The organism is Streptomyces sp. DSM 120436, assembly GCF_055778765.1.
The window spans coordinates 882312-897776 of sequence record NZ_JBSKBS010000002.1 but is presented as its reverse complement, the minus strand read 5'-3'; the positions used below and the strand labels follow the sequence as shown (position 1 = coordinate 897776).

Annotated in this window: 15 protein-coding genes and 1 pseudogene; 9 read left to right on the top strand and 7 right to left on the bottom strand. The window is 75.1% G+C overall.

Features of this window, described 5'->3' with window-relative positions; all coding sequences use genetic code 11:
* Positions 1-46: 46 nt before the first annotated feature.
* The 3 genes from ACWH4W_RS26050 to ACWH4W_RS26040 form a co-directional block, all read right to left on the bottom strand.
* Entirely contained in the window at positions 47-1060 is a 1014-nt protein-coding gene (locus ACWH4W_RS26050) for a DUF8017 domain-containing protein (protein ID WP_473078283.1), read from the bottom strand.
* A gap of 150 nt (positions 1061-1210) precedes the next feature.
* Positions 1211-1675 carry a Crp/Fnr family transcriptional regulator gene (locus tag ACWH4W_RS26045; RefSeq protein ID WP_106415263.1) on the bottom strand — a complete coding sequence of 155 codons (465 nt, stop codon included), beginning with the start codon at positions 1673-1675 and terminating at the stop codon, positions 1211-1213.
* Positions 1676-1998: 323 nt separating this feature from the next.
* On the bottom strand, positions 1999-2529 hold the full coding sequence (locus tag ACWH4W_RS26040; RefSeq protein ID WP_473078282.1) for a gamma carbonic anhydrase family protein: 531 nt from the start codon (positions 2527-2529) through the stop codon (positions 1999-2001).
* Between the two features lie 107 nt (positions 2530-2636).
* Here ACWH4W_RS26040 and ACWH4W_RS26035 point away from each other — a divergent pair, with 107 nt between their 5' ends.
* The 3 genes from ACWH4W_RS26035 to ACWH4W_RS26025 all read left to right on the top strand — a co-directional run bounded on the left by ACWH4W_RS26035 (position 2637) and on the right by ACWH4W_RS26025 (position 4761).
* Positions 2637-3467, top strand: a complete 831-nt coding sequence (locus ACWH4W_RS26035) for an acyltransferase (protein WP_473078281.1) — start codon at positions 2637-2639, stop codon at positions 3465-3467.
* Between the two features lie 114 nt (positions 3468-3581).
* The gene (locus ACWH4W_RS26030) at positions 3582-4154 is read left to right on the top strand and encodes a helix-turn-helix domain-containing protein (protein WP_473078280.1); all 573 of its coding nucleotides are present in this window, start codon (positions 3582-3584) and stop codon (positions 4152-4154) included.
* A 43-nt stretch (positions 4155-4197) separates the two neighbouring features.
* A complete protein-coding gene (locus tag ACWH4W_RS26025; RefSeq protein WP_473078279.1) occupies positions 4198-4761 on the top strand; it encodes a YbaK/EbsC family protein in 564 nt (187 codons plus the stop codon).
* Between the two features lie 123 nt (positions 4762-4884).
* Here ACWH4W_RS26025 and ACWH4W_RS26020 read toward each other — a convergent pair whose 3' ends face one another.
* Positions 4885-5304, bottom strand: coding sequence for a CoA-binding protein (locus ACWH4W_RS26020; RefSeq protein ID WP_473078278.1), 420 nt, complete (start codon positions 5302-5304; stop codon positions 4885-4887).
* A gap of 170 nt (positions 5305-5474) precedes the next feature.
* Between ACWH4W_RS26020 and ACWH4W_RS26015 the strand changes: the two genes are divergently transcribed.
* The 3 genes from ACWH4W_RS26015 (at position 5475) to ACWH4W_RS26005 (ending at position 7584) form a co-directional block, all read left to right on the top strand.
* The gene (locus ACWH4W_RS26015; protein ID WP_473078277.1) at positions 5475-6197 is read left to right on the top strand and encodes a hypothetical protein; all 723 of its coding nucleotides are present in this window, start codon (positions 5475-5477) and stop codon (positions 6195-6197) included.
* Positions 6198-6361: 164 nt separating this feature from the next.
* Positions 6362-6934, top strand: coding sequence for a SixA phosphatase family protein (locus ACWH4W_RS26010; RefSeq protein WP_473079264.1), 573 nt, complete (start codon positions 6362-6364; stop codon positions 6932-6934).
* A 23-nt stretch (positions 6935-6957) separates the two neighbouring features.
* A complete protein-coding gene (locus ACWH4W_RS26005; protein ID WP_473078276.1) occupies positions 6958-7584 on the top strand; it encodes a YigZ family protein in 627 nt (208 codons plus the stop codon).
* Between the two features lie 226 nt (positions 7585-7810).
* Here ACWH4W_RS26005 and ACWH4W_RS26000 read toward each other — a convergent pair whose 3' ends face one another.
* Positions 7811-8647 carry a carbohydrate-binding protein gene (locus ACWH4W_RS26000; RefSeq protein WP_473078275.1) on the bottom strand — a complete coding sequence of 279 codons (837 nt, stop codon included), beginning with the start codon at positions 8645-8647 and terminating at the stop codon, positions 7811-7813.
* 427 nt (positions 8648-9074) lie between these two features.
* Positions 9075-9503, bottom strand: a complete 429-nt coding sequence (locus ACWH4W_RS25995; protein ID WP_473078274.1) for a DoxX family protein — start codon at positions 9501-9503, stop codon at positions 9075-9077.
* A 593-nt stretch (positions 9504-10096) separates the two neighbouring features.
* Here ACWH4W_RS25995 and ACWH4W_RS25990 point away from each other — a divergent pair.
* On the top strand, positions 10097-10825 hold the full coding sequence (locus tag ACWH4W_RS25990; protein ID WP_473078273.1) for a lytic polysaccharide monooxygenase: 729 nt from the start codon (positions 10097-10099) through the stop codon (positions 10823-10825).
* A gap of 116 nt (positions 10826-10941) precedes the next feature.
* On the opposite strand, the pseudogene ACWH4W_RS25985 reads toward ACWH4W_RS25990, so the two are convergent.
* A pseudogene (locus ACWH4W_RS25985) lies at positions 10942-11103 on the bottom strand (IS630 family transposase); the annotation flags it as partial.
* Positions 11104-11306: 203 nt separating this feature from the next.
* Here ACWH4W_RS25985 and ACWH4W_RS25980 point away from each other — a divergent pair.
* Both ACWH4W_RS25980 and ACWH4W_RS25975 read left to right on the top strand, forming a co-directional pair.
* Complete coding sequence (locus tag ACWH4W_RS25980; protein ID WP_473078272.1) at positions 11307-12470, top strand: exonuclease SbcCD subunit D; 1164 nt, start codon at positions 11307-11309, stop codon at positions 12468-12470.
* Positions 12467-15457, top strand: a complete 2991-nt coding sequence (locus ACWH4W_RS25975; protein ID WP_473078271.1) for an AAA family ATPase — start codon at positions 12467-12469, stop codon at positions 15455-15457. Before ACWH4W_RS25980 ends, ACWH4W_RS25975 begins: the two co-directional genes overlap by 4 nt.
* Positions 15458-15465 lie beyond the last annotated feature (8 nt).

Sequence of the window (15465 nt, the reverse complement as noted above, 5' to 3'; positions counted from 1 at the left end):
ACTTGCCAAACGGGTTCCGGGCCCGTTCACGAGCGGGCCCGGACCGTCACCCCTCCTCCGGCGCCTCCTCGGTCAGACGGACCGTGCTGAGGATCTTCTGGACGGTCGCCTCGGGGATCTCGTCCTTCACGCCCGCCGCGCCGTACAGGTTCCAGGTGACGAAGTCGCCCGCGCCGTTCTTGAACGCGAACGTGATCGCCTTGCCCTCGCTGTCGCACTTGCCCTTCTGGGGCGTGCCCTCCGAGTGGGCCGTGACCACGTGTCCGGTGATCCCGGACTTCGTCGTGTAGGGCTTCGGCTCGTCCTGCTTCACGCTCTTCTTGTCGGGCTGCGTGTACCCGCCGAAGATCCACCATGGCACACGGGTCTCGGCCGCCTCCTGGGTGTTCCTGGCGCCGTTCTCACCGCGGGTGCCGGCGGTGGCCAGGGCGGTGTCCTCCATGCGGCCGTCCCTGTTCTCGTCGGCGGTGCACCACTTGGACTTCAGGTAGGCGGGAGCGGTGACGGAGGTGCGGCCCAGCTCACCGTCCTCCTCCTCCCACTCGAAGCCGACGGAGGTGCCCGGCGTCTCGATCTCCCAGTCGGCCGGCACGTCGAACTTGGTGCCGAAGCGCGTGTTGACGACGACCTGCCATCCGGGGATGGTCGCCTTCTCCTCCTCGCCGCCGCGCGGGTTGTTCTCCGAGGGTGAGGGGGTCGGCCCGGCGGAGGTGTCCTCGGACGCGGTCGCGCTCGGCTTGGCGCTCTTCCCGCCGTCGGCCTCGTCGTCCTTGTCGCCGCCGAGCACCAGGAAGCCCGTCACGCCCGCGGCCACGACCACGGCCGTCGCCGCGATGATCGCCACCAGCTTGGTGCGGTTGTTCCCGCCACCGCCGCCGTCCCCCGGCTGCGGCATGCCCACCGTGGACGGCTCGCCCCACTGCGGCTGCTGCTGGTACGGGTTCGGCTGCGGGTAGCCGGGCTGCTGGTACGGGTTCGGCTGCTGGTACCCCGGCTGCTGGTACGGATTGTTCGACTGCGGGTTCTGCTCGCCCCCGGGCGGCTGCTGTCCTGGCCACATGGGCAGCCACCCTAGCCGCGCCCCGACACGATTCGGTCACTGCCCTTTGACGAGGACGTAGCAACCGCGGGGCGCGCCCGGGCGGAAGAACGGGAGCCCACCGGTCCCACGGGCGGACCGGCGGGCCCCGTACGGCGCGGGCGGCCACCCTCACACAGCCGCACCGGCGCCGTACGGGCCGAACAGGTCGAGCAGCCGGACCCGGGCGGAGTGCAGCCGGTGGGCCACCACCTCGCCCACCCAGCGGGTGACCTCCCGGCCCAGCTCCGGGTCCTCCGCGCACAGGGCGAGGACGGACGCGGCGTCGAACTCGTACGCCCGCACCGGGGTGGCCGCCTCGGCGCCCAGGTGCCAGACGTGCGGGGTGAACAGCCACGACCAGCCGACCAGCTCGTTGTGCCCGAGGCGTCCGATCAGGGCGGCCCGGCGGCCCGGCACGCGCATGTCCAGCTCCACGGTGCCGGTCCGGATCACCCAGAACCGGTCCGCCCGGGCGCCCTCCTCGAACAGTCGGGTCCCCTGCGGGAAGGACACCTCGCGCGCGGTGGCCATGAGCCGTGCCCGGTGCTCGGCGGGCAGGGCGCGCGGCAGGCTGGGGGACGGGGGAGCGAACATGGCGGGCCTCCCGGACGTGACGTGTGGGCCACTGGCTGCCTCCAGAGTCGCTCCGGTCCGCGCGCCGCTCCCATGGGCCGACCGGCCCCAGCGGCACGGCATACGGCCCTTACCGATCCTGAACGGACGGGGCCTCCCACACCCGGGGGCTTCCCGACCGTGCCCCGGGCCCACTGCGCGTCCTCACAAGGACCGGGCGGCTCGGACGAGCCGGGCGGCCCGGGGGGCGACACGGCCCCGGTGGGGGCGGCGGGGGCCGGGACCAGGAGGGACCCGTCCGGACGAGGGGCTGTGACGCGGCCCGGGAGGGGGCGCGGGCCGCGTCAGCCCCCGTGCCGGTCCCGGTGGGCCTTCGCCAGCTCCGCGTACATCGTGCCGTTGAGCGTCAGCCCCTCGCGCTCCTCCGGCGTCAGCTCCCGCCGTACCTTCGCCGGGACCCCCGCGACCAGGGAGCCCGGCGGCACCCGCATGCCCTGCGGCACCAGCGCCTGCGCGGCGACCAGGGAGCCCGCGCCGATCACGGCGCCGTTCAGCACGGTCGCGCCCATGCCGATCAGGCAGTCGTCCTCGACGGTCGCCCCGTGCACCACCGCGTTGTGCCCGACGGAGACCCGCTCGCCCACGGTGACCGGGAACCCGGGGTCGGCGTGCAGGGTGCAGTTGTCCTGCACGTTGCTGTCGGCGCCCACCGTGATCGACTCCACGTCGCCGCGCAGCACCGCCCCGTACCAGACGCTCGCCCCGGCGTGCAGCGTCACGTCCCCGATCACGCTCGCCGTGGGCGCCACGAACACCCCCTCGTCGATCCGCGGCTCCCTGCCGCCGATGCCGGTGATCAAGGCCTGGTGCGTCATCGTCGCCTCCTCGTCGGATGTCGGGGGAACCGTACGCCACACCCGTGGGGTGAAGATCACAGGGGCGCCGGGCCGTCCCCGTCGCGCCCGCGGACTACGGTGAGCGGGTGCCGAAGCGCAAGAACACGTTCTCGTCCTGGCCGCGTCGCCTCGCCCAGCGCGCGGTCCACGCGGGCTGGGCCTGGGCGCAGCGCACGGGCTCGGTGACCGCGGAACACCCCGGCCGCTTCCGGTTCGGCGCGATGGGAACGGGTACCAGGCTCGCCTTCCCGCTCGGCACCGTCTTCGGCGAGCCCTGGATCCGGATCGGCGCGCACTGCATCGTCGGGGAGCAGGTCACCCTCACCGCGGGCCTGATGCCCGGCCTCGACCTCGGCCCCGACCCGATCCTGCGCATCGGCGACGGCGTCGTCCTCGGCCGCGGCAGCCACGTCATCGCCGACACCACGGTGACCATCGGCAGCGACTGCTACTTCGGCCCGTACGTCTACGTCACCTCCACCAACCACTCCTACGACGACCCGGACCAGCCCATCGGCAAGCAGTGGCCGCGGATGGAGCCGGTGGAGATCGGCCCCGGCTGCTGGATCGGCACCGGCGCGGTGATCCTGCCGGGCGCCCGCGTCGGGCGGAACGTGGTGGTGGCCGCGGGCGCGGTCGTCCGCGGCGAGGTGCCGGACCACTGCGTGGTCGCGGGCGCGCCCGCCCGGGTCGTCCGCCGCTGGACGCCCGACGAGGGCTGGCAGCCGCCGCTGCGCACCCCGCCGCCCGTGCCGATCCCCGACGACATCACGCCCGATCAGCTGCGGGCGCTGTCGGGACTCGACGAGGAGAGCGCCGCCCGCCTCGCCGGGCTGGACGAGGAGAGCGCCGCCCGCCTCGCCCGGCACGAGGCGAACGGCGCCGCGCGGCTGGCCGAGGCGGAACCGGGCGCCTGAGGCCCGCGCCTTCCCGGCCGCGGCCTCGCAGTACAGTGCGGTGAACGACCGGGTACACCGCACCGCAGTCGCACGGTCCGGCCCCGGTCATCCGGATTGTCGAACGGACGGAATGTGGCGGACCTCGACCTGCTGACCCGGTCGCTGGCGCGCAACGTCAAGCGCTGGCGCACCGAGCGCGGCTTCACCCTGGACATGCTCGCGGCCCGGGCGGGCGTCAGCCGCGGCATGCTCATCCAGATCGAGCAGGCGCGCACCAACCCGAGCATCGGCACGATCGTCAAGATCGGCGACGCGCTCGGCGTCAGCGTGCCCACCCTGCTCGACTACGAGCGCGGCCCGAACGTCCGGATCGTCCCCGCCGACCGGACGGTCCGCCTGTGGTCCACCGAGCGCGGCAGTTACAGCCGGCTGCTGACCGGCACCGAGGCCCTCGGCCCGCTGGAGATGTGGCGGTGGCGGCTGATGCCGGGGGAGAGCAGCGACTCCGACCCGCACCCCGAGGGCACGGTCGAACTCCTCCACGTCACGGCCGGGGAGCTGACGCTCACCGTCGACGGGGAGGAGCACCGGGTGCCGGCCGGCGCCAGCGCCTCCTTCGAGGCGAACGCGCCCCACACGTACGGCAACGCGGGCGACGGACCCGTCGAGATGATCATGACGGTGTCGGTGCCGCCCGTGCAGTGAGACGCGCTCCGACGGCCGCCCCGCCCGCTGTTACCGTGCCGCCATGCGCGCACCCATCGGAGACTTCGACCACGCCACCCCCGCCCCCGACTGCCTCGACGAGCTGACCGCCCCCGTCGCGGCCGCGGTCCGCGCCTGGAGCGGGAGCGTCCCCGCCGACCGGATCCTCTACGTCGAGACCGACCCGCGGTGGGCCGACACCGCCGTCTTCGTCGAGCACTACGGCCGTGACCTGCTGGAGCGGTCGGCGAACTGCGTGGTGGTGGCGGGCAGGCGCGGCGGCGAGACCACGCTCGCCGCGTGCCTCGTGCCGTCCACCACCCGCGCCGACGTGAACGGGGTGGTGCGCCGCCACCTCGGCGTCCGCAAGGCGTCCTTCGCGCCCATGGACACGGCGACGGGGGAGACCGGCATGGAGTACGGCGGCATCACCCCCGTCGGACTGCCCGAGAGCTGGCCGGTGCTGGTGGACGCGGCCGTCGTGGACCTGCCGTACGTGCTGGTCGGCAGCGGGCGGCGGCGCGGGAAGCTGCTGGTTCCGGGCAAGGCCTTCGCGGACCTGCCGGGGGCGGTCGTGCTGGAGGGCCTCGGCAGGCCCGCGGCCTGAGCCGACGGGCCACGACCGTCCGGGTGTTCAGTACGCGCCGTGTGCCCTCGCCCTCACGGCGTCACCCCGCCCGTCCGTGCGGCACTGGCGTGACCGCTGCTTTTCTCAGGCCTCGCGGGGAGCTCAGGCCTCGCGGGGACCGAGCCGGGGAATCTCGATCGCGGGGCAGCGGTCCATCACCATCTCCAGCCCCGCCGCACGCGTGCGCTCGTACGCCGCCTCGTCGACCACCCCGAGCTGGAACCACACGGCCTTGGCGCCCTTGGCCACCGCCTCGTCCGCCACCGCGCCCGCCAGGTCGCTGTTGACGAACACGTCCACCACGTCCACCTCGAAGGGGATGTCCGCGAGCGAGGCGTACCCCTGCTCCCCGTGCACCGTCTCCGCCTTCGGGTGCACCGGCACCACGCGCTTGCCGAACCGCTGGAGCACCTGCGCGACCCCGTACGCGGCGCGCTGCCGGTTGGCGGACAGGCCGACCACGGCCCAGGTGTCACCGGACTCGGTGAGGATCTCGCGGACCGTCGCATCGTCGCCGTACACCGTCGGCCTCCCGTGGGTCTGGAATGAGCTGGTGTCCTGCACAACCCGGCGCACGGCACGGTGATTCCCGGCGCCGCGCGCCTGCCACGACGGGCGGCGCCGGGCAGGCGACGGCGTGAAAAGCGTGCGAGATACCTGCGTGTGCCCGCTCGTATGCCTACGCTCGCCTCGTGCTGCGCATCACCGACGCCCGAACCGGCGAGCTCGTGGCCGCCGCCCCCGCCCGCCGGGGCCTGACCCGGGTCGAGGCCCACCCACCGGGCCTCGACCCGACCGGCCTGCGCGTGCTGCTGGCCGCCGACCTGCTCGTGCGCGCCCTGGAACTCGGCGGCACGCCGGTGTGGGCGCTGCTCTCCGCCGAACGGCAGCACGAGGAGCTGCGTGCGGCGGCCACCGCCCTCGGGGTCCGGCCCTTCGAGGACGGCGAGGGCGCCGCCGGGCTCGGCGAGGCACAGGTGCTGCACGTCGTGGACGAGGACGGCGCGGAACCCGACGGCGTACGGGTCGCCGTCGCCCCCGTCACCTGGGCGGCGCCGGTCCCGCCGGTCGAGGCCGACCAGGCCGCCCTGCGCCTCGCCCTGCTCGCGCACCCGAGGAGCGCGCCCGTGCGGATCGACGCGGACGCCCTGGCGGAGGCCGGCGACACCCTCGGCCGCTGGCGGGGCGCGGTCGCCGACTGGGCGCGGCGGCCCTCCCGGCCCGTGCCCGACGAGGTGCGCGCCGACCTGCGCGGCGCGTGGGAGGGCGATCTGGACACGGCCGGGGTGCTCGGGGTGCTCCGCGCGCTGGAGACCGACCCCGGCCCGGCGGACGGCGCCCGCTTCGAGACCTACGCCTACGCCGACCGGCTGCTCGGCCTCGACCTCGCCCGCGACCTCGGAACCCCCGCATGATCGAGCGTGCGGCGGCGGGACCGCTGCGCCGGCTGGTCGTGCTGCGGCACGCCAGGTCCGCCCGGCCGGAAGGCGCCCGCCGGCCACGGGCGCCCGCCGGCCGCCGGGACGCACCCGCCGCCGGGCGGGCCCTCGCCGCCATGGACCGCCTGCCCGGCCCGGCCCTGTGCTCCGCGGCCGTCCACGCCCGCCGCACCGGGGAGCCGGCCGCCGGGCAGTGGGGCACGTCCCCGCCGGTCCGGCTCGACCCGCGCCTCCACCACGCGGACGTCCCCGGCCTGCTGGACGTGATCCGCGAAGCGCCCGCCGGCCGCCGGGACGCACCCGCCGCCGGGCGGGCCCTCGCCGCCATGGACCGCCTGCCCGGCCCGGCCCTGTGCTCCGCGGCCGTCCGCGCCCGCCGCACCGGGGAGCCGGCCGCCGGGCAGTGGGGCACGTCCCCGCCGGTCCGGCTCGACCCGCGCCTCCACCACGCGGACGTCCCCGGCCTGCTGGACGTGATCCGCGAAGCGCCCGCCGAGGCCGAGACGCTGCTGTTCGTCGGCCACAACCCGGGGCTGGAGGACCTCGTGCCGGCCCTCGCCTCCGACGGCCTCGACGACACCCTGGACCGGGTCCGCGCCACGTTCCCCGCCTCCGCGATCGCGGTGCCCGACCGGCGCGGCGCCTCCCGGCGCGAGCTGGCCCTCGCAGGCGCCCTGCTCACCTCGCTCACCGTCCCGCGCGGCAGTCGCTGACGGGAGCCGCATAGGCTGGCCGGATGCAGGACGAGTACCGCACCGTGGCCCGCGCGGGTGTGCACGAGACCGAGATCAACCGCTCCCGCTTCCTGTGCGCCCTCGCCCCGGCGGCCACCGAGCGGGAGGCTCAGGACTTCATCGCCGCCGTCCGCAAGGAGCACGCCGACGCCACCCACAACTGCTGGGCGTACGTCATCGGCGCGGACGCCTCCGTCCAGAAGGCCAGCGACGACGGGGAGCCCGGCGGCACCGCCGGCGTCCCCATGCTGCAGATGCTGCTGCGCCGCGACATGCGCTACGTCGTCGCCGTCGTCACCCGCTACTTCGGCGGCGTGAAACTCGGCGCGGGCGGCCTCATCCGCGCCTACGGCGGCTCGGTCGGCGAGGCCCTGGACGCCCTCGGCACGATCACCCGGCGCCGCTTCCGGCTGGCCACCGTCACCGTCGACCACCAGAGGGCGGGAAAGGTGCAGAACGACCTGCGCTCCACCGGCCGCGAGGTGCGCGACGTGCGCTACGGCGAGGAGGTCACCCTCGAGATCGGCCTCCCCGACGCCGACGTGGACGCCTTCCGCGCCTGGCTCGCCGACGTCACCTCCGGCACCGCACGCCTCGACCTGGGCGGGGAGGCCTACGGGGACGCCTGACGCCCCGCGCGCATCCACCTCTCCGGGCGGCGACGGGCGGAACCGGGACGTGACGGGCGGTACGGGAACAACCGCCCGCGCTGCCGGAGACGCCGGGTGCGCTGATCGGCCCCTGGCCGTCGGAGCGACGCCGTCCCTCGCCGCGGGAACCGTCCCCGAGGCCGTCCCGGGCCGCCGAGGAGGGCCGGACCCGTCCGGTGGAGCCTGCTCCCCGGCCTGAGCGCACCTACGTCCGAGCCCAGAGGGCGGGGACATTCGGCGGTTCCCAGCCGGCCATGGACGTGTGGGCTTGCAGGCAGCGGTAGGAGGACCCGTCGTAGGTCACCACGTTGCCGGAGGCGTAGCTCCTGCCGGCCGCCCAGGCGCCGCTCGGCGGGCCGGTCGGGGTGGGGGAACCACCGCCCGGAACACCGTCGACGTCCAGAACGAAATCGAAGGCGCCCCGCCTGCCGTTGCCCGCGCCGCGCACATGCATCAGGAGCGCGGGATCGTAGATCGTGTCCGTGGCGTTGCGGGGCTCGCCAGGAAAGTAGAGCTGTGTGGTCAGCACCGGCTCGCCGGGGGCCTGGGCCTTCACGTGGAGGTGCCGGGTGCGGCCCGGGTAGAGACCGGGCACGATCGTCGTGAGACCGAAGGCGCCGGTGGAGTCGGTGAACTGGTGCCCGCGGAAGGCGAAACCGGTCATGTCGTATGCGCCGGCGTCGTCTGCCTGCCAGAAGTCCAGAAGCACGCCGGACAGCGGGACGCAGTTGCGGCCGAAGACGTAACCGCTCACCGTCAGAGGCGTGCCGGCCGTCCCCGCCGTCACCAGGCTGGTGCGCAGAGGCGAGTTCGGCTTGAAGTACGGACCCTCCATCTGGTCCGGTGTCAGGTCGTCCCCGTCGTCGCACTCCGGAGTCGGTGTGAGTGCACCGGCGCCGGCGGGGCGGACCGCGTCACGGGCCAGGGCCATGCCGCCGGTGGCGAGGAGCGGGACGGCCGCGCCGGCGGCCATGGCCGCACGTAACAGGTTCTTGCGGCTGATGCCGCCCGGCTCGTCGGGAGAGGGGCTGGTGGGGGGCATGGGGATCCTCGTCTCTCGGCGGAGTGGAAGCGGAGGGCTGGACTGCGCATCACGCGTACGGGGCGTGTGGAACCGGCATGCGCTCCCGCCGCCGCAGGGCCGGCAGCCGCCGGCGCTCCATGGTGATGGCAGGTAACCGTAAGGGCGACCAGGCGGTCCGGGGACCTCCTGTTCCGCCCTCTGCCCGGCGTTATGCGTCTTCCGGCGGCGCGAGCCGACCGCATACGCCGTTGCGCGGGCGGTCCGTCCGGCACGGAGGAGGGGCGGCCGACGACGAACGCGACACCGTGGGCATCGCGGCAGATCGACTGTGCGCAGCCGTCCTGCCCGCTGCCGCCGTCAGCGTCGGCTCCGCCCCACCGCCGAGGACCTCACCGGCTGCACCGAACCGGGCGCCGGAAACCACGTGGGGGCCTCTTCGGGACGGTCACGTTGTCGCCGCCGTCCGGCCGCGTCGCCCTCCCCGGTGGGCGAGGAGGCTTGCCAAGGTCCAACGGCCGGGCCCGAGGGCGGAGATGAGCAGGAAGGACCAGCAGAACATGACCGCCGCCTCACCGCCGTTCTCGATGGGGAGGACCGCATGGGGCTGGTGCACGACGAAGTAGGCGTATGCCATGGATCCGGAGCACAGGACAGCCGCGGTCCGGGTCCCGAGGCCGCACAGGACCAGTGTGCCGCCGAGCAGTTGGATGGCGGCGGCCCACCAGTCGGGCCACGCGGCGAAGTCGGGCTTCGCTCCGTGCGGACCGCCCAGGATGTCGAACAAGGTGGCGGCTCCGTGACAGGCGAACAGCAGTCCCAGGACGATCCTGAAAAGTCCGATCATCTGCTCTCTGCTTCTGTCCAGCGCTTTCATCGGTCTGTCTCCTTTGTCTCGCGCGGCGATCTCGAGGAAGCGGTGGCGCGGTGGGGCGGCGATGACTGGCCCTGGTGCTCGGGCGCCTTGGTCCGGGCGATGCCCGGCGGGTGGCCCGCGTCGGGCTGGGGCGTGGGCGAATGCTCGCCCGGTGCGCCACTCGGCCGGTGCATGGCGCGGATCACGGCCGGGTGGGCCCGGCACCGTCGAGGGTGGCCGGGGCGTGGCAGTCGAACAGTGGACCATGCCGGGGCCCTTGTCTAGACCAATAGGGAGAGAAGTTCCGGCTCGGGGCGCGGCTCCCGAGTGGGACGGCCCGCCCGGCAGTTCGCTTTGCGCGACCCCTTGACCGAATCCGATCCGCCGCTAAGGTCTAGACCTGCATAGGGAAGGTCTAGACCTTATCCGGGTTCGTGCCGGAGTGGCCGGCGTCGTGCGCGCTCGGTGGCGTCCACCGCGACACCGGTGTCCCCGCACGGCCCGTCCCGCCCGACCGGGCGGCACGACGGCACAGCGCATGTGCGTCACACCTGACCGGCACTGTTCGCGCCCTCGGGCGACCGCCCTGACGGCATCGAAGGAAGTGGAGTGGCATGAACACGAAAAGGAAAGCGACTTTCGCGATCGGAGCGCTGGTAGCTCCTCTGCTCGCCGTCAGTCTCCCGGCGGGCACGGCCGGCGCTCACGGCTGGGTGACCGACCCCGGCAGCCGACAGGACCAGTGCGCCGCGGGCGTCGTCGACTGCGGCCAGATCAAGTACGAGCCGCAGAGCGTCGAAGGGCCGAAGGGCCTGCGCAGCTGCAGCGGCGGAAACGCTCAGTTCGCCGAGCTCGACGACGACAGCAAGGGCTGGCGGGTCACACCGGTCGGCAGTACGCACACCTTCAACTGGCACCACACGGCACGGCACTCCACTGCCAACTGGCAGTACTTCATCGGCAACACGAAGATCGCCGAATTCGACGGCCGTCGTGCCCAGCCTCCCGCCGATGTCAGCCACCAGGTGAACTTCGGTGGCTTCACCGGACGTCAGAAGGTGCTTGCCGTGTGGAACGTGGCGGACACCGGCAACGCCTTCTACGCCTGCATCGACGTCAACATCGGCGGCGGTGACGGCGGCGGTGACGGCGGCGGTGACGGCGGCGGTGACGGGGAGCCGGGCGACTGCACCGCGCCGCTCTGGAACGCCGGCAGCGTGTACACCGGCGGCGACACCGTCTCCTACGGCGGACACACCTGGCGCGCCAAGTGGTGGGTGAGGGGCGAGCAGCCCGGTACCACCGGTGAGTGGGGTGTCTGGGAAGACCTCGGGGCCTGCTGATCTCAGCCGATGGGCCGATCCCCTGAGCGCCCTGCCGCCGACACCCCCGGCACCCGGCCGACCATGACCGACGACGGAGCGTGTGGCGCCGGATCCCGATCACTGTCAGGAGCGCGTTCGGGGGTGGAGGAGGCGACGTGGGAGAGCCGGCCGCGACGTAGAAGGGACCGGATTCCTTCCACGGGACCGAGGTCGGGTGCGTAGGGAGGCAAGGAGGGGAGGGGCGGCCGGCCCCGGACCGCGGCGGATTCCTTCAGGCCGGAGGCCTTGTGGGCGTCGGGGTGGCTCGGCCGCTCCACCGTCCAGAGCACGGCCGGCACCCATGGCCGTCCGACCCCGGACGCTGATGGCAGACTGAGGTCCGTGACGGATCAGGTGCCGACGGGCGCCGGCGTGACCGGCGCCGACCACGAGGACCGTGCCGGTCCGGCGCCGACCACAGGGGCTGAGTAAGGGGAGACATGCAGGCCGGAGCGGCGTCTTGAGAATTCTGCACACGTCCGACTGGCACCTCGGCCGGTCCTTCCACCGCGTCGGCATGCTCGGCGCCCAGGCCGAGTTCATCGGCCACCTCGTCGACACCGCGCGCGAGCGCGACGTGGACGCGGTGGTGGTGTCGGGGGACGTGTACGACCGGGCCGTTCCGCCGCTCGCCGCCGTCGAGCTGTTCGACGACGCGCTGCACCGGCTCGCCGACCTCGGCGTGCCCACGGTGATGATCTCCGGGAACCACGACTCGGCCCGCCGCCTCGGCGTCGGCGCGGGGCTCATGGGCCGCGCCGGCATCCACCTGCGCACCGAACCCTCCGCCTGCGGCACCCCCGTGCTGCTCCCCGACGCGCACGGGGACGTCGCCTTCTACGGCCTGCCCTACCTGGAGCCCGCCCTGGTGCGGGACGAGTTCGGCGTGGAACGGGCCGGGCACGAGGCGGTGCTGGCCGCCGCCATGGACCGGGTGCGCGCCGACCTCGCCGCCCGCCCGTCCGGCACCCGCTCCGTCGTCCTCGCCCACGCCTTCGTCACCGGCGGCGAACCGAGTGACAGCGAACGGGACATCGCCGTCGGCGGCGTCGCGTCCGTGCCCGCCGCCGTGTTCGACGGCGTCGACTACGTGGCGCTCGGCCATCTGCACGGCTGCCAGACCCTCACCGACCGCGTCCGCTACTCCGGCTCCCCGCTGCCGTACTCCTTCTCCGAGGCGGGGCACCGCAAGTCCATGTGGCTCGTCGACCTGGCCGCCGACGGCAGCGTCACCGCCGAGCGCGTCGACTGCCCCGTGCCGCGCCCCCTGGCCCGCGTCCGCGGCACCCTCGAGGAGCTGCTCGCCGACCCCGCGCTCGCGCCGCACGAGGAGGCCTGGGTCGAGGCCACCCTCACCGACCCGGTCCGCCCCGCCGACCCCATGGCCCGGCTCACCGAGCGGTTCCCGCACACCCTCGCCCTCGTCTTCGACCCGGACCGCCCGCCGGACGACCCCGACGTGTCCTACGCCCGCCGCCTCGCCGGCCGCGACGACCAGCAGATCGCCGAGGACTTCGTCGCCCACGTCCGCGGCGCCGGGCCCGACCCGCACGAGCGCACGGTGCTGCGGGACGCCTTCGACGCCGTCCGCGCCGACCAGGCCGCGCGGGAGGGGGTCCGATGAGACTGCACCGCCTGGACATCACCGCCTTCGGGCCGTTCGGCACCACCCAGAGCGTCGACTTCGACGCCCTGTCCGCCGCCGGACTGTTCCTGCTGCACGGCCCCACCGGCGCCGGCAAGACCTCCGTCCTGGACGCCGTCTGCTACGCCCTCTACGGCTCCGTCCCCGGCGCCCGCCAGGGCGGCCAGGGCACGACCTTGCGCAGCGACCACGCCGCGCCCGGCACCCGCACCTCCGTCACCCTCGAACTCACCGTCGCCGGACGCCGGCTGGAGATCACCCGGCAGCCTCCGTGGGAGCGTCCGAAGAAGCGCGGCGCCGGCACCACCGTCGACAAGGCGCAGACCTGGCTGCGGGAGCGCGACGCCGCCACGGGGGCCTGGAAGGACCTCAGCCGCTCCCACCAGGAGATCGGCGAGGAGATCACTCAGCTGCTCGGCATGAGCCGGGAGCAGTTCTGCCAGGTGGTGCTGTTGCCGCAGGGCGACTTCGCGCGCTTCCTGCGCGCCGACGCCGAGGCCCGCGGCAAGCTGCTGGGCCGCCTCTTCGACACCCACCGCTTCGCCGAGGTGGAGAGGCGCCTCGCCGACCGCCGCCGGGCCGCCGAGGCGCGGGTGCGCGACGGCGACGCCGACCTGCTCGCCGACGCCCACCGCATGCAGCAGGCCGCGGGCGACGCCATGGAGCTCCCCGAGCTGTCCCCCGGCGAACCGGGCCTCGCCGACGCCGTGCTGACCGCGGCCGCCGTCGCCCGCAGCACCGCGCGCGAACAGCTCACCGCCGCCCACGGCCGGCTCGCCACCGCCGAGTCCGTACGCGCCGAGGCGGGCCGAGCCCTGGACGCGGCACGCGAACGGCACCGGCTGCAACGCCGGTACGCCGAGGCGCGGGAGCGGGCCGAGCGGCTGCGGGAGCGGTCCGGCGCCCACGACGAGGACCGGGCCCGCATGGAGCGGGCCCGCAAGGCCGGGACCGTGCTCCCCGCCCTGGAGCTGCGGGACTCCGCCGACGCGGAGCACCGCCGCGCCGCCGCCGCCGAGGAGCGCGCCCGCGCCCTGCTCCCCGCGTCCCTCGCGGACGCGGGCCCGGACGGGCTCGCGGCGGCGGCCCGCCGCGCCGCCGAGGAACTGGGCGGACTGGGGTCGGCCCGCCGCGCGGAGCGCCGCCTCACCGAACTCCTCGACGAACGGGCCGGCCTCGACCGCCAGGAACGCGCCGACGAGGAGGTCCGCGAGGACGCCGAGGCCTGGCTCGACGGCTGGGAGGCCACCCGCGCCGCCCTCCAGGACCGCATCGCGACCGCCCAGCAGGCCGCGGCCCGGGCCGCGGAACTCGCGGGACGGCGCGACACCGCCCGCCACCGCCTGGCGGCCGCCCGGACGCGGGACCGCCTCACCCGGGACGCCGAGACGGCCGCCGACCAGGCCCGCGCCGCCCGCGACGAGGCCCTCGCCGCCCGGCAGCACTGGCTCGACCTCAAGGAGCAGCGGCTGGGCGGCATCGCCGCCGAGCTGGCCGCCGGCCTCACCGACGGCGCCCCCTGTGCGGTCTGCGGCGCCACCGAACACCCCGCCCCGGCCCGCAGGGTCGCAGGACACGTCGACCGCGAGACCGAGGAGCGCGCCCTCGCCGGCCACCAGCGCGCGGAGGAGCGGCGCGCCGAGGCCGAGCAGCGGCTCGCCGCCGTCCGCGAGGAGCTGGCCGCGGCGGGCGCCGGGGCCGGGGACACCCCGGCCGAACAGCTCGCCCGCGAACTCGACGAGGCGGAGCGGGAGTACGCACGGGCGCGGGAGGCCGCCTCCGCCCTGCACGCCGCCCAGGAGGAGCTGCGCGCCGCCGAACGCGAGCACGAACTGCGCACGGCAGCCCAGCGCGACGCGGCGGTCCGCGCCGCCGCCCGCGTCGGTCACCGGGACCGCATCGACCTCGAACGCGCCGCTCTGGAGACGGAGTTGGTTCACGCGCGGGGAGACGCCCCCAGCGTGGCGGCACGCGCCGGGCAGCTCGAACGCGAGGTCGCGCTGCTCACCGACGCCGCCGACGCCGCCCGCGCCGCCGAGGAGGCCGCCCGGCGGCTCAAGGACGCCGACGCCCGGCTCGCCGACGCCGCCTTCCGCGCGGGCTTCGACACCCCGCGGGCCGCCGCCGACGCCCTCCTCGACGACACCGCCCACCAGGAGCTGCAACGGCGTCTGGACGCCTGGCACGACGAGGAGGCCGCCGTGCGCGCCGTCCTCGCCGAACCGGAGACCGCGGCCGCCGCCCGCGAGCCGGCCGCCGACCTCGCCGCCGCCCGGCGCGCCGCCGAGGACGCCGACCGCGCCGTCCGCGAGGCGGCCTCCGCGCGCGACGCCGCCGCCCGCCGCTGCGCCGAACTCGACCGGCTCTCCGCCCGCGCCGCCGCCTCCGTGCGCCGGCTCGGACCGCTGCGCGAGGAGTACGACCGGGTGGCCCGCATGGCCGCCCTCACCGCGGGCACCTCGGCGCAGAACGAACGCCGGATGCGCCTGGAGTCGTACGTGCTCGCCGCGCGTCTGGAGCAGGTCGCCGCCGCCGCGACCGTCCGGCTGCGCCGCATGTCGTCCGGCCGCTACACCCTCGTCCACTCCGACGACCGCACCGGCCGCGGCCGCAGCGGCCTCGGACTGCACGTGGTGGACGCCTGGACCGGCCGGGAGCGCGACACCGCCACCCTCTCCGGCGGCGAGACGTTCTTCGCCTCCCTCGCCCTCGCGCTCGGACTCGCGGACGTGGTGACCGACGAGGCGGGCGGGGTGCGACTGGACACGCTCTTCATCGACGAGGGCTTCGGCAGCCTCGACGACCAGACCCTCGACGAGGTGCTCGACGTCCTCGACTCGCTGCGCGAACGCGACCGCAGCGTCGGCATCGTCAGCCACGTCCCCGACCTGCGCCGCCGCGTACACGCCCAGCTCGAGGTGGAGAAGAGCCGCTCCGGCTCACGGCTGCGCCAGCGCGGGACGTGACGAGGCGG

What these genes read in the sequence shown, in the direction of transcription:
- ACWH4W_RS25975 (WP_473078271.1), top strand. Translation starts at nt 12,467, where the DNA reads ATGAGACTGCACCGCCTGGACATCACCGCCTTCGGGCCGTTCGGCACC.
- ACWH4W_RS26040 (WP_473078282.1), bottom strand. Translation starts at nt 2,529, where the DNA reads ATGACGCACCAGGCCTTGATCACCGGCATCGGCGGCAGGGAGCCGCGG.
- ACWH4W_RS26005 (WP_473078276.1), top strand. Translation starts at nt 6,958, where the DNA reads ATGCAGGACGAGTACCGCACCGTGGCCCGCGCGGGTGTGCACGAGACC.
- ACWH4W_RS26050 (WP_473078283.1), bottom strand. Translation starts at nt 1,060, where the DNA reads ATGTGGCCAGGACAGCAGCCGCCCGGGGGCGAGCAGAACCCGCAGTCG.
- ACWH4W_RS26000 (WP_473078275.1), bottom strand. Translation starts at nt 8,647, where the DNA reads ATGCCCCCCACCAGCCCCTCTCCCGACGAGCCGGGCGGCATCAGCCGC.
- ACWH4W_RS25995 (WP_473078274.1), bottom strand. Translation starts at nt 9,503, where the DNA reads ATGAAAGCGCTGGACAGAAGCAGAGAGCAGATGATCGGACTTTTCAGG.
- ACWH4W_RS26025 (WP_473078279.1), top strand. Translation starts at nt 4,198, where the DNA reads ATGCGCGCACCCATCGGAGACTTCGACCACGCCACCCCCGCCCCCGAC.
- ACWH4W_RS26045 (WP_106415263.1), bottom strand. Translation starts at nt 1,675, where the DNA reads ATGTTCGCTCCCCCGTCCCCCAGCCTGCCGCGCGCCCTGCCCGCCGAG.
- ACWH4W_RS25990 (WP_473078273.1), top strand. Translation starts at nt 10,097, where the DNA reads ATGAACACGAAAAGGAAAGCGACTTTCGCGATCGGAGCGCTGGTAGCT.